Source organism: Paracoccus sp. R86501, from assembly GCF_042466435.1.
GTDB lineage: Bacteria > Pseudomonadota > Alphaproteobacteria > Rhodobacterales > Rhodobacteraceae > Paracoccus.
The window spans coordinates 63,801-77,299 of sequence record NZ_JAXHPZ010000005.1; the positions used below are offsets into that span (position 1 = coordinate 63,801).

General features: G+C 61.1%; 11 protein-coding genes. 2 read left to right on the forward strand and 9 right to left on the reverse strand.

Going from position 1 to position 13,499, the window contains the following annotated elements:
* Nucleotides 1–780, reverse strand: coding sequence for a 5-oxoprolinase subunit PxpA (locus SJY40_RS16360; RefSeq protein WP_378949239.1), 780 nt, complete (start codon nt 778–780; stop codon nt 1–3).
* 271 nt (nt 781–1,051) lie between these two features.
* Between SJY40_RS16360 and SJY40_RS16365 the strand changes: the two genes are divergently transcribed.
* Nucleotides 1,052–1,969 (forward strand): LysR family transcriptional regulator, encoded by a 918-nt coding sequence (locus tag SJY40_RS16365; RefSeq protein WP_378949613.1) that lies wholly within the window; start codon nt 1,052–1,054, stop codon nt 1,967–1,969.
* Between the two features lie 1,756 nt (nt 1,970–3,725).
* Here SJY40_RS16365 and SJY40_RS16370 read toward each other — a convergent pair.
* The 3 genes from SJY40_RS16370 to SJY40_RS16380 all read right to left on the reverse strand — a co-directional run bounded on the left by SJY40_RS16370 (nt 3,726) and on the right by SJY40_RS16380 (nt 5,615).
* Nucleotides 3,726–3,890: a hypothetical protein gene (locus SJY40_RS16370; RefSeq protein ID WP_378949242.1), complete on the reverse strand. Its 165-nt coding sequence runs from the start codon at nt 3,888–3,890 to the stop codon at nt 3,726–3,728.
* A 161-nt stretch (nt 3,891–4,051) separates the two neighbouring features.
* Complete coding sequence (locus SJY40_RS16375) at nt 4,052–4,492, reverse strand: hypothetical protein (RefSeq protein WP_378949245.1); 441 nt, start codon at nt 4,490–4,492, stop codon at nt 4,052–4,054.
* Nucleotides 4,493–4,739: 247 nt separating this feature from the next.
* Nucleotides 4,740–5,615, reverse strand: a complete 876-nt coding sequence (locus SJY40_RS16380) for a LysR substrate-binding domain-containing protein (RefSeq protein ID WP_378949248.1) — start codon at nt 5,613–5,615, stop codon at nt 4,740–4,742.
* Nucleotides 5,616–5,757: 142 nt separating this feature from the next.
* On the opposite strand from SJY40_RS16380, the gene SJY40_RS16385 reads away from it, so the two are divergent.
* Nucleotides 5,758–6,939, forward strand: coding sequence for an MFS transporter (locus tag SJY40_RS16385; protein WP_378949251.1), 1,182 nt, complete (start codon nt 5,758–5,760; stop codon nt 6,937–6,939).
* On the opposite strand, the gene SJY40_RS16390 is transcribed toward SJY40_RS16385, so the two are convergent.
* The 5 genes from SJY40_RS16390 to SJY40_RS16410 form a co-directional block, all read right to left on the reverse strand.
* A complete protein-coding gene (locus SJY40_RS16390; protein WP_378949253.1) occupies nt 6,875–7,282 on the reverse strand; it encodes a dimethylsulfonioproprionate lyase family protein in 408 nt (135 codons plus the stop codon). The two genes, SJY40_RS16385 and SJY40_RS16390, sit on opposite strands and share 65 nt — an antisense overlap.
* 19 nt (nt 7,283–7,301) lie before the next feature.
* Complete coding sequence (locus SJY40_RS16395; protein ID WP_378949256.1) at nt 7,302–8,282, reverse strand: MDR family oxidoreductase; 981 nt, start codon at nt 8,280–8,282, stop codon at nt 7,302–7,304.
* Nucleotides 8,279–8,956 carry a TetR family transcriptional regulator C-terminal domain-containing protein gene (locus tag SJY40_RS16400; RefSeq protein ID WP_378949258.1) on the reverse strand — a complete coding sequence of 226 codons (678 nt, stop codon included), beginning with the start codon at nt 8,954–8,956 and terminating at the stop codon, nt 8,279–8,281. The genes SJY40_RS16395 and SJY40_RS16400 overlap by 4 nt, the downstream gene beginning before the upstream one ends.
* 221 nt (nt 8,957–9,177) lie before the next feature.
* On the reverse strand, nt 9,178–9,579 hold the full coding sequence (locus SJY40_RS16405; protein ID WP_378949261.1) for a hypothetical protein: 402 nt from the start codon (nt 9,577–9,579) through the stop codon (nt 9,178–9,180).
* A 68-nt stretch (nt 9,580–9,647) separates the two neighbouring features.
* On the reverse strand, nt 9,648–12,992 hold the full coding sequence (locus SJY40_RS16410; RefSeq protein ID WP_378949264.1) for a M10 family metallopeptidase C-terminal domain-containing protein: 3,345 nt from the start codon (nt 12,990–12,992) through the stop codon (nt 9,648–9,650).
* Nucleotides 12,993–13,499: the final 507 nt, after the last annotated feature.

The window sequence follows — 13,499 nt, forward strand, 5'->3', positions numbered from 1 at the left end:
TCAGGCCGCCTGGATCACTGCCGAAGACGGCGCGATCGTGATGTTGTTGGCGGTCAGTTCGCGGCGGATCGCCTGACCGATCTGCACCGCGCCGGGCGTGTCGGAATGGAAGCAGATCGACTCGAACTCGATCTCGATGTCCTGTCCGTCTACGGTTTCCACCTTGCCTTCACGGCAGGCGCGCAGGCATTTGCGCGCGATCGCCTCGGGGTCGGGCCGCCCGACCTTGCGGGTGAAGACGATCGAGCCGTCGGCCCCATAGTCGCGGTCGGCATAGAATTCGCGCACGACGGGTTGGCCCAAGCGCTTGGCGATGGCATAGGTCTTCGAGACATCCATGCAATAGATGATAAGATCGCCACTGATCGCGGCCATGCTTTCGATCATCAGGCGCGACAGTTCCTCGTTTCGGGCGGCCTCCATGTAGAGCGCGCCATGCGGCTTGACATGCTGCAGGCGGATGCCGTGGCGGCGTCCGAATTCCCGCACCGCGCCGACCTGATAGATGATGTCGTTGACCAGTTCCTCGGGGGTGGTGTCGATGAAGCGGCGGCCGAAACCCTGAAGGTCGCGATAGCCGGGATGCGCACCCAGACCCACGCCGTAATGATTGGCCAGCTTGATCACCCGGTCCATCGAGTTGGGATCGCCCGCATGAAAGCCCGCCGCGATATTGGCCGAGGAGATCAGCGCCATCAGCTCCTCGTCGGGGGCCTCACCCAGGGTCCAATGCCCGAAGCCTTCGCCCATGTCACAATTGAGATCGACAATCATTCGCATCACGCATCCCTGGATTTCGTGTTTCGCCAAGGATGCGAAGGGGTGCACGTTTTTGTAAAGTTCAATTATCTGGTATCGCATTATCGGAAAATCAGAACGGATTTCAGCCGCGATCCGCCCGGAATTCAGGCGTCATGCCCAAGAAATATCGCGGGTGTTCGTTTTGGGTGCGATGCGCGATCATGGTATCGAAAAATCCGATAACCGGGCGGCAGGTTTTCCCGAAAGCTGGCAGACCGATGAATGTCGCCCCCGCCACAAGGTCCAGACGATGAACCTCAGACAGTTGAAATACTTCCTCGCGACCGCCGAACTGGGGCAGGTCAGCCGCGCCGCATCCGAGCTTTCGATCTCGCAATCCTCGGTCACCTCGGCCATTCGGGAACTGGAACAGACCCTGGGCGCGACCCTGTTCACCCGCACCGCGCATGGCATGGACCTGACCCCGACCGGGCGCGACCTGCTGAGCGCGGCGCGAGACGTGATGGAAAAGGTCCAGATCGCCCGCGATATCGGCCAGAACCATTCCGAGGTTTCAGGCACCATCAACATCGCCGCCACCTATACCGTCTGCGGCTATTTCCTGCCCTATCATCTGGACCGGCTGGCCCATCGCTTTCCCAACGTGACAATCAACATTAGCGAGCTGAACCGCGAGAGCATCGAGGAGGGGCTGATCTCGAACCGTTTCGACGTCGCGGTGATCCTGACCTCGAACACCTCGAACCCAGAATTGGCGACGCAGACGCTGCTGCGGTCGCACCGACGCTTGTGGGTGCCGCAGAACCACCCGCTGGCAGGCCGCGAATTCGCCTCGTTTGAGGAGGTGGCCACCCATGACTACATCATGCTGACGGTGGATGAGGCCGCCAATACCTCGATGAAATACTGGGGGCCGACGGGGCTGGTGCCCAAGGTCCGCATGCGCACATCTTCGACTGAGGCGGTCCGCTCGATGGTGGCCAACGGGCTGGGGGTGACGATCCTGTCGGATATGGTCTATCGGCCGTGGTCGCTGGAGGGGCGGCGCATTTCGACCGTCGTGATGGAGCGCGATATCCCCTCGATGGATGTCGGACTGGCGTGGCGGCGCAATCAGGAAATGCCGGAGGCGGTGAAACACTTCGTCGATTACTTCCGCCAAGCCTATCTGTCGCCCCAGATCGCAAACACAGTCTGGAGGGGCTGATTTTCCCAAAACCGCTAATGGACCGTCCCTGACCAAGCCTGAGGGTATGGTAGTTTGCTGCCATGCCAGATGCGTCGATCCAGGCGGTCCAGCGTACCCGGTCTGCGCGTATCCTGCCAAGTCAGTCCTGAACTAACGATTGAATGCTGGACGCTATAGTGGCGGTCTTGAAATGCTTCCACAGTTAAGTGCCTCCGTTGAAGTGATCCACCTTTTAAGAGGATGGCGAGGTGCATTGGCAAGCGACAGAAGCCCAAGAATATCGTGCTGAATCTTAGGCAAGTGTCTTGCCGCCAAGGCAAGGTGGTCTGCGGCCTGCACCGCAATCAACTTAGACGGTTGAACAAGCCCGAGACTGAAAATACCCGGCCAAAGCGCATGGTGTCGGATTGGCCTTGCACCATATGATCCGGGCCGAGGCTACAATGGGAAACCTTCAAACCCTTGATGCCGCAGGCAGTGCATTGATCACGTACGGCAGATTGTTAGCGAATTTAAGCGTCGCGTCCTTAGCGCATTGGGTCGCATCGCTTGACGCCGCGCAAACTGTCCCGCTGTCCGGAGAGTTCGGACGCCGTTGATACCGCATGATCATCGGTATGCTGAATAACAGGGTCCGGCATGTAAATCACGTGCGCATCGGACTGATCCGGCGGCGGGAGGGGCCGAAGTTCCGGCAATGCAACCGCAATCTTCGGACTTGGGTTTAAAACCGGTTTGCTGAACAAGTCATTTTGGCAAAGTAGCGGGGTCAACTTTTTCCGCAGTTTCCCGTGAAGGTCGTAGCAGGTTGAAAGTTCGGCAGATCGCTAGCCTGCTGGGTGCTCTGAGTAGGTGGGACGTAAGATCGCCACAGTTCGTTGTTCAGCGATGAGAAAGAACGGACGACTGACCTACTGGTCGGTCTGACCGACGTGGGCATGACGCGGGGATTGGGGTGTGCTTTCTGCATCGGCAATACGTCAACGGTCACCCTCAGAACCAAAGATCGGTCTTTAAGATCCACTGCGCCTTGATGCTCAAGCTGTCGGTCAAGACGCGCAAGGGCCCGTGGTGAGCGGTGCCGAATGTTATAGCCGTGGCCGAGAAGCCGAATGCAACCTTGTCGATGGACTTAATGGCCGATCGTCTGGCTGACGGCCGCGCCTTTGGGTCGCCGAACTTGCTGGGCGACTTGCACAGGGAAGGTTTGGGGGCAGAAAGATGGATTTCTCGTTGCCCGCCGAACGTACGATCCCGAGTCTCGGCCGTGTCATCGGATGGCAAGCCCCAGACTGTCGCCGTTTGGATGCCAGTAGATGCGCGATTGGTTCGGGCACCACTGGCAATGGTCCCGTACACATCAGTCATTGGCTGCCAAGATGAGCAGGGAAACAGGTATTGCTGTGGCACTGATTCAGCCGGGGCTTGTTTCAACAGTACACCCAAACCGGACGCGGTGATCGTACGGCCCGGCATAATTGGCCGAATCTATGCATTATGCAGCAGCATCCAGAACGCCCACCAAGCAGTGCCTCTGGTCTTGCGGCAAAGGCCGCCCGAACATGGGCATCGCTGCCCCTACACCTGCATCAATACCGAATGTTCAGGTTCCACAACAACATCCCGTTGAAACGGGCGTAAGATATCAGCTTTCGTGGTGCTTACGAAATGTCACGCTCTTGGATGTGACCGCAGCGCCAGAGATCCCGCTTTGCAGGATGCCAGGCCCGAGATCGCCATCGATCATGCAGGTCCGTATTCGCGGCAGAGAGTTTTAGCTGCCTTGGGCCAGCTTGTTCTGGGTCTTGTTCCCCGGACGCTCGACGTGACGCGCGGCGGGGCCGTTCAGCGCCTGATACCATGCGGGTTTCTGAGCCGGCTCTTTCCGGGCCGTCTTTGCAGGATTGCGTTTGGCTTTGGGTTTTTTCGACGTGGGCATTGGGTATCCTTTCTGGATCTTGGGCTTCGTTTAGTAGGTTTCCCGGCGGTTGCCTATGTCTGAATGTCGAAAGATGTTACGACCGGTCCGTCGAGGCTGGAACGCCTGATATTTACCATGACGGACCGTATGGTGCTGCGGGGCGGGGCGGGGTGGGGCGATCAGGCGGTGGCCAAACCCTTGCGTGATTTAGACAAGCGCAGGTTGTCCAGCGACAGCAGCGTGTCATGCTGGCGGGCAATGAACAGGCCAAGAACCGCGCCCATGATGGGCAGCCCTGCCATGAACAGCAGGTTCGATCCTTCGGCCAGCGGCATCAGGATCGAACCGGCCGTTGCCACCGTCGAACCAAGGTGCAGCAGCGCGCCTGCGCCGTAGGTGATCGTTTTGAAAAGGCCCAAAATGATGGCCAGTGCCAGCAGGACCTGCAGCCCGCCAAAGATCACCGCGCTGGAGGATGCCAGTTGCTCGATCCCGTAGTATTTGGCGAACAGGCCAGAGGTTGCCTCGGTGTTTACGATCTTGTTTGCGCCCCATGCCATCAGAAACAGGCCGAATGTGACCCTTGTCAGCAGCAATGCCAATCGAACGGTAGAATGCATGATCAACCCTCATCTTCCTTGTGGTCCGCGTTAGGCCACAGCGAACATCCGGGTCGCCCCGAATGTCCAATGTGCCGACATCCACTTCGACAGCGGGATGGCGCGTGTTACAGTCCGTCGGTAAAAATTTGACGCTTGTCTGGTAAGGGAGATGTATTTCGACAGCAGCCCGTCTCCGGCACGGAACAAGGCGAAACCCTGCTGAAGCTGTGAAAACCTCCCTTGGTCGTTGGACCATCAAGGCTTCCTATGGCGCGCCATATCTGTCGATGCACCACGACCAGATGGCATCGACCGCACCGCCCGGATGTGGCGATCGCTTGCGCAGCAGGTAAAATCCGGTGTCGGCATCAAAACCGGCACTGCCAAGGTTGATCAACCGTCCCGCCGCAAGGTCGGCTTCGACGAAGGCCTGGCATGCGATTGCGATGCCTTGCCCCGCCAGCGCCGCGTCCAGCGCCAGGGACGTCTGGTTGAACGTGGCACCCGGCAGCTTTTCTTTGGTCGCGAAGAACCTCGACCAATAGCCATAGGCGTCATGCAAAAGCGGCAGCCGCGCGATCTGGTCAGGGGGCGGCGCGCCTGCCGCCTTGGCGACCAGATGCGGGCTGGCGACCAGAACCAGTTTCTGCGGAAACAGGAAGCGTGCCTCCAGCGCGGGCGGGAAGGGGGGACGGGTTTCGCGCACCGCAAGGTTGACCCGGTCGCGGTCGAAATCCGACACGGCAGTCGTCGCCACGGTGCGAAGTTCGACGGATGGCAGCGCCATCTGCAGGGCGGACAGCTGCGGGATCAGCATCTTGGTGGCAAAGGTGGGCGTGACGCTGATGGTGACCACGCCCGCGCGGTTTTGCAGCCGGTCCGTGGCGGTCGACAGCAGATCGAAGGCGCGCGACAGATCGGCCAGATAGCCGCGCCCTTGATCGGTCAGCGCAAGGCCACGCGGCAGGCGGTCGAAAAGGGTTATGCCCAGATGATCCTCCAGCAGGCGGACCTGTTGGGCCACCGCGCCCTGCGTCACGCCCAGCTCCTCCGAGGCGGCACGAAAATTCAGATGCCGCCCCGACACCTCGAAGGCGCGGAGGGCGTTCAGCGATGGCAGGGACCTGCGGGAAAACGGCATCTTGATCCAGTAGTTTTTCTATAGCTTAGGTCGATTTTATCTTGCGCGTAAGGCCCGTCGTGATCAGCCATGATGTCTGCGACCCATTATGCCCGACCGCTGTTCATCCGTGGGCGGGCGTCCGATCTGAAACAGGACCGCCATGACCGCCCATCGCCAGCTTTTGATCCCGACATCCTATTCGGTCGTCCTTGCCGTCAGCGGCACGCATCTGATCAACGACCTGATCCAGTTCCTGCTGCCGGCGCTGTATCCGGTGCTGAAATCGCAATATGCGCTCAGCTATTTCCAACTGGGGCTGCTGACGCTGGCCCAGCAGATCACCGCCTGCGTGCTGCAGCCGGTCATGGGGCTTTACGGTGATCTTCGGCCCAAACCCTATATGCTGGCGATCTCGATGGCGGTGGTGGCGGTGGGCGTCCTGATGCTGGGGCTGGCCGGTTCCTTCGGAATGCTGCTGGCGGCGTCGGCAGTGCTGGGCATCGGTTCGGCGCTGTTCCACCCCGAGGCATCGCGCGTCTGCCGCATGGCGTCGGGCGGCAGGTTCGGCTTTGCGCAATCCAGTTTTCAGGTCGGCGGCAACACGGGAACCGCCTTGGGACCGCTGGCAGCGGCGCTGTTCGTGTTGCCGTTGGGGCAAATCAGCACCGTCTGGTTCGGTCTGCTGGCCGTCGTCGGGGTGATGATCCTGATCCGCATCGCGGGCTGGTTCACCGAACATCAAAAGGCGCTGAAGGCGGCAGGCACCCCGCGGGTCGAGGCATCGCGGCTGCCCAGATCACGCCTGATCCTGGCGTTTGCGGTCATCGGCGCGCTTCTGCTCAGCAAGTTCGTCTTTATCGAGACCTTCAAAAGCTATTATACCTTCTTCCTGATCGAACGCTTCGGCATGGAGATCCGGCAGGCCCAGACCATCCTGTTCATCTTCCTTGGTGCCGTGGCCTTGGGGACATTCTTTGGCGGCCCCATCGGTGACCGGATCGGCCGCCGCAGGGTGATCTGGGTGTCCATCGTCGGCGCCCTGCCGTTCGCACTGCTGTTGCCCCATGCGAACCTTGCCGGTGTCATCGCGCTAAGCATCGCGGTCGGTCTGATCCTGTCCTCGGCCTTTTCGGCCATCGTCGTCTATGCGCAGGAACTGATGCCTCAAAAGGTCGGCATGGTGGCGGGCTTCGTCTTCGGCTTTGCGTTCGGCGTCGGCGCATTGGGCGCGGCAATTCTGGGGGGGCTGGCCGATATGATCGGCATGCAGCAGGTGTTCAACTACCTCTCGGCGCTGCTGTTCTTGGGGTTCCTGACGGCCCTGCTGCCGGATGTCGAGTAAGACGCCAGATGCCGCGTCGCGAACCCTGTGTCAGCTGTGTTTTCCAATGCGCGCTTGGCTTCATGCTGGGCGAGACCAACATGTTATTGGGGCGATAGGCCAGCAGACAAGGCTCCAGTTCGCCTGTGGTGATCCGAAGCTCGAACCCGGGCCGGTTCAGGATCAGCGAACCGGGGGCGTGGATGGCCGCGTCATTTTCGGACCAGGTGCCGGCGCCCCAGATATGGCTTTCCCCGATCTTATCGTCGCTGTGCTGGGGATAGGTCGTGTTCGGCGCCAAAAGCACGAACCCCGGAACCAGTTGCTCGGCCTGCACGGCACCTTGGGCAGAAGCTTGGTCCATCTCGCGAACTCCGCGCGGCTCAGGTTGCGATCGGGACGACGATACGGCCACGTACGGCCCCCTCAAGGAAGCCCGGCGCGGTCTCGATCACCTTTTCGAACGGCAGCTCGGTGATAATATCGTCCAGTTTGGCAAGGTCGAGATCGCTTGCCAGCCGTGACCATGCCTCAAGCCGGTCGTCGCGGGGACACATGACGCTGTCGACCCCGGCCAGCGTCACGCCGCGCAGGATAAAGGGCGCGACCGAAGCGGGCAGATCTATGCCCGCCGCAAGGCCGCAGGCCGCGACCACGCCGCGATATTTCATCATCGACAGCATGTTCGCCAACACGTTGCTGCCTGCCACATCAATGCCACCGGCCCAACGTTCCTTGGCAAGCGCGCGGATCTTTCCGGTCAGTTCACTGCGGTCGATCACCGAGACCGCCCCCAGCCCGCGCAGGTATTCCGCCTCGGATGCGCGACCGGTCACGGCGACGACCTGATAGCCCTTCGCAGCCAGCAGCGCTGTGGCGACGCTGCCTACGCCCCCCGCCGCACCGCTGACGACGATCTCGCCTTTGTCCGGCGTCACGCCCTGCCGTTCCAGCGCCATCACGCAAAGCATCGCCGTATAGCCGGCGGTCCCGATCGCCGCAGCCTGCCGCAGGTCGATCCCCGCCGGCAGTGGCACCAGCCAGTCGCCCTTGACCCGGCCGCGTTCGGCCAGGCCACCCCAATGGGTCTCACCGACGCCCCAGCCATTCAGCACGACGCGGTCGCCCGGCTTGTAATCGGGGTGGCTGCTTTCGGCGACGATGCCGGAAAAATCGATGCCGGGTACCATCGGGAATTTGCGCACGACCGGCGCGGCACCGGTGATGGCCAGCGCGTCCTTGTAGTTCAAGGTCGAATAGGAGACGTTGACCAGAACATCCCCGTCGGGCAGCTGCGTTTCAGGAACGTCGGTTATTGAAACGCTCTGCGTGTCATCGGGTTTTTCGATCAGGATCGCCTTCATTCAGATATCCTTTCCATTGCCGAAGTCTTGTTTTCAATCAGCTGGATGAACGTGGTTGCAAAGCGGCGCAGGGGGTCGGGGCGCAGTTCCAGCTTGGCGCGCAGCACCGCGCCCTCCCATCCGATCCAGAAGGTTTCGGCCAGATCGGCCGGGCAGTGGTGCGTCGCGATCTGGCCTTGCGCCTGCGCCATGCCAAACAGCCGCGCCGTGCGAAGTTCCCAGCCTTGCAGCACGGCCGTCAGCGCATCACGGAATTCGTCCGGCAGCGCCCCCATTTCCTGACCAAGATTACCGATCAGGCAGCCCCGCCGAAAACCATGCCGTGCCATTCCATCTTCGGCGTTCTGGGTAAAGACGCGGAGGCGATCGAGCGGCTTTCGGCCTTCATCCAGAAAGGCCCGATCCAGCAGCGTGGTTAAATAGGTGTCATATGCACCGACAAGGACAAGGCCGAAGTCCGCCTTGTTGCGGAAATGGTGATAGAAGCTGCCCTTGGGGACGCGCGCTGCCATCAGGATCTGATCGACGCCGACCGATGAATAGCCGCGCTCGGTCAGATGCTCGAGCCCGGCGCGGATCAACTTCCGACGCGCCTCGGAGGCATCCGGCGCAGCGCGCGGGCGGCCACGGAGGGGCTTTTTATCGGGCAACTGAGAGGGATCTGGCTGGGTCATGAATTATTTATTAGACGAAGCGGTCTAACAAATCAATCTTCGCCGTGCGTGGTTGTCGCGGTTGCCCGCGCCCATCATGGCTTGCCTGCCCGACAGTCAGTGGGGAAGGTGCCCAGAAATACTTGTCTGCGTCATACCGGGTGAAGTCATTTGCAAGATCCAAGGGGGCGAAGCGGATCGGTTCGTCCCAAGCGCGTCCCGGCATATGCGGGACTGCAGACCTAATACATGACCGTGAACAGCGTCACGTCAGTCGGCAGTCCAGCTTGGAACCGATTACTGCCGCGGGCGATCAGCCAGCCGTCCTTGCGGGTCATCTGGGCCACCACCTGCAACGTCGGGGAGGCCGCGATATCTGCGGGCATGGGGATCGAGAAGGCGATCTTGCGATTGCCGCCGGTGCTGGTCACCTGGGCTTTCGCGGCGCGACTGCCGGTCAGCTTGGGAAAGGCGGGATCCTCAAGAAAGACCTCGATCCGGCCTTTGGGGATGTCGGCGTCGCCTTCGAACGTCAGGACGATGTCGATGTCGCGGGGTTGCGACGCGAAACTGCCGGCGGCCATCAGGACGGATGTGGCGCCGAGGCCCAGCATCATCGTGCGACGGGTGATCCGGTGGGTCATGGCGCGCGTCCTTCGGTTGCGGCGTAATCAAAAAGAGGGGAGCACGAATGCCCCCCTCTTGTCACTTGTCAGACGATCACGAAATCCGATGCCGACATGTTCAGCGATGCGCTGAGCTGTGCAAACTGGATTGCGGCCATGTCGCCGGTGCCATCGGCATCATAGGACAGCGACCCGGTGTTGCTGTCATAGATGATGCGGTCGTCGGCATCGAAGGACAGCCCCGTGGTATTGCTGACGAAGACATCGGCCGACAGGGCGCCTTCGGCCCCCAGATCGGTGAAGATGAAATCATCCAGCAGGATCAGGTCGTTGCCGTTGCCGAAGTCGGTGATGCGGTCGACATTGTCCTCGCCAAGCGTGGTCGAGAAGCGGAAGCTGTCCGCGCCCGCATCGCCCGACAGCGTGTCCATGCCAAACCCGCCGTCCAGCAGGTCTTTGCCATTGCCACCGCGCAGCTTGTCATCGCCCGCTTCGCCCGGCTGCACCTGCGCAGGCGGGAAATCGACCGAGACGTTCAGCTTGTAATCCGACCCCTCGGGGATGGATTCCGACCAGCCGTCGCCGGGGGCGTCGGGCGACCAGCTGCCTTCCACGATATAATAGGTGCCGGTTTCCTGCGCCACGAAGACGGTGCTGGAATCGCGGTTGCTGTTGGAACCGGGATCGCCGCCGCCGTCGTCGTTCTGGGCGACGATGTTGCCTTCGGCATCCAGCAGCCGGACCCAGCTGTCATGGACATTGGGATCGGCGATGCCGTCGATGTCGATGGTCATGACGGTGCCCGCAGCCAGGTTGATGCTGTAGTAGCCGCCCTGACCGTTGCCGGTGGCATTGACCGTGGTGTGCAGCACCGTGGTCGCGTCGAAGATGTCGGGATCGGCCGCCAGCGAGAAGTTGTCCGAGATGTCGAACGCCGTCTCGATCGAGTTGTTGGCCGCATCCGCGTCAAGCGTGGCATAGCCGCTGCCCATGCCGGGACGTGGCACGGCATCTTCGCGCGCACCGAAATCACCCAGCAGCGTGTCGTTGCCGGCACCGCCCTTGATGATGTCGTCGCCGCCCTGTCCGGTCAGGACGTTCGCGCCGTCATCGCCGGTGATGCGGTCCTTGAAGCCGGTGCCCGACAGATTCTCGATCGAGATATAGCGGTCGCCGCCATTGCCGCTGCGGTCCAGCATCAGGCGGATGCCGCGGTTCGCGTCGGAATAATCTGCCGTGTCGTTGCCCGCGCCGCCGTTCAGGATGTCCGCGCCACCGCCACCGGTCAGCGTGTCATTGCCCGCGCCGCCGATCAGTTCGTTCACCCCTTTGGTACCGATCAGGCGATCGTCATAGGCCGAGCCGACGACGTTTTCGACATCGACGATGATGTCATGGCGGATCAGCGTGCCACGGCCCACGATCTGGACCGGACCATCGGCCTCGCCGCCATTGGCCGTACCTGCGGCCAGATCGACGGTGACGCCGGTTTCGCTGTCGGCATAGACGACGGTGTCATTGCCCGCGCCGCCGTTCAGGTAATCCTGACCCGCGCCGCCGATCAGAACGTCGTCGCCGCCCTCGCCGTACAGCACGTCGCCATCGTTGCCGCCATCAAGGGTGTCGTTGCCGTCGCCGCCGTTGAAGTAATCGCCGCCGCCGCGTCCCCAGAAGTGGTTGTCGGCATCGGTGCCGATGAAGCGGTCGATGCGGTCATCGGACCCGATCAGGTTCTCGATGCCATAGAATGTATCGCCCGAGGCCGTGCCGCCGCTGGCGACGTTGGTTTCCAGGTTCACTATCAGCTGGAAGGGGCTTTCGTGGCTGTAATCGACCGTGTCGATGCCCGCGCCGCCGATGAAGACGTCGATGCCGTCCTGACCGGACAGCATGTCGTCGCCGTCGCCGCCATTCAGGATGTCGTTGCCCGCACCGCCGAAGATGGTGTCATTGCCATCGCCGCCGAACAGCGCATCACCGCCATCGTCGCTTTCGGTCTGATCCTCCAACTGGGACACCGGAATGGTGTTGTTGATGTCGCGGCTGGCCAGGGAATCGCGCCCGCCAATGATCAGGTCGTCGCCGCCCATGCCATAGATGGTGTTGCTGCCCGCGCCGCCGTCCAGCGTGTCGGCGGTATCCTCGCCGAAGATGATGCTGTCCAGCGTCGTGTCGCCGATGATCGGCGCAGGGCCGTCTTCGGACATGCCCGCCGCCTGCAACGAGGATTTATCGGCATAGATGATGTGTTCGACATTGGCGATCTTGCGGATGTTCAGGTCGCGCGACAGCAGGACCACCGTGTCATCGCCGCCGTCCTTCTCCTCGCGCACGATGTCATCCATGGAATCGACGTAATAGACGTCGTCGCCGCCATAGCCGGCCATGCTGTCCGCGCCTTCGCGGCCATCCAGAATGTTGTCGCCGTCATTGCCGATCAGCACGTCGTCGAACTGGCTGCCGATGCCGTTCTCGATGTAATATTCGGTCGCGTCGTCGTTATGGCCCGCATAGATCGAGATGTTGTTGCGGTGGCCGTTGACGCTGGAAAATTCACCGGCGCGCAGGTCAAGGATGGTGCCCGCGGTCGAGCCGGAAAAGTCGATCGTATCCGTGCCGCCCGTGTCGTGGATGACGAAGCCGATGTCATGCTGCATCCCCGACGACGTCAGCAGATAGCCGTATTCGCTGCTGCCGAAGCCATAGGTGTTGTCGCCGGTGTTCAGGTCGATCTTCTGGAACGTCCGCACCCCGTCCTCGTCCACGGTCGAGAAGAAGCGACGGTTGATCGCCTCGATATCGGCCATCAGCGGCGTCACGGCCGACCAGCTGGAGCGTTCGCCCACATCGATGCCGTCGAAATAGGACATGACGCTGTATTGCTGGCGGTCATAGCTCCAGGTGGCGTTGTTCAGATAGTTGATCTGCACGCCGCCCGGGCCGCTGTAATTGTAAAGACCGGGGTGGTTCAGGCCGAATTCATGGCCGAATTCATGCACGAAGCTGTCGAAGACATAGCCGCCGATGTCGGTCTTGTTCGGCTCGGTATCGTGGAAACGCTGCCCGATGCTGACATAGCGGTTGCTGGAAAAGGCGCTGCCGTCGCTCTGCTCGCCCAGTTCGGGGCTGACGACTTCCATCCAGTCGGTCGTGCGGTCGAAGGGCGTGTCATAGACGATCTCGAACGTCATGGGCGTCACCGAGGCCCACATGGTCAGCGCACCCACCGCGGCCGCCTGATAATCGGGGTGATCGTTCAGCTCGGACACGTTGATGCGCAGCGGTTCCGCCGCGATCGCAGGCGTCAGATCGCGCCGCAACGCCCCGACGTAATCAAGGAAAGCTTCGTAATCGTCGCTTTTGCCAAAGGGATCATCCGGAGACTGGTCGTTGATCCACCACTGGTTCTGGGTCTGGCCTGAGTTCGGCATCGTTTCTCTTCCCTGTCTTGCAACCAAAAGTAATTTCGATTGATTTTTTTATGTCTGACAGGGATCGTCCGCACGGCCTGCCAAACTGATGTTTTGCAGATCATGCAACCAAGTTTTTTATCTGTCCATTGATCATTTGATGCCTGCACGGGCTTATTTGCCCCGCAAAATCAGCTTGGTAGGCGTACTTAAAAATTTATCCAATATATTCATGGCCATAGTTTCTGATGATGACCACGCGTCAAGGCAGTCGATCACGCCGCCCCGGTATGGCGCTGCCCAGTCCACTTGAGGTTGAAGCAGGACGACCTGCGGGCCAATCGGTCAGACGTCCATGCCACCCTTGTTCACGCCCGTATCAGTCGCTTTGCTGCACCCTTGCATGTGCCGCGCCGGAAGTCGCGGACCCGTCCGATCTTGGGCTCAGATCCGTTGAAGGGTGGGACCAGACCGCCCCGCGGGCGGTCTGAAATCTTTGGCCTGTCGATGATTACCTTCGCATCGCCA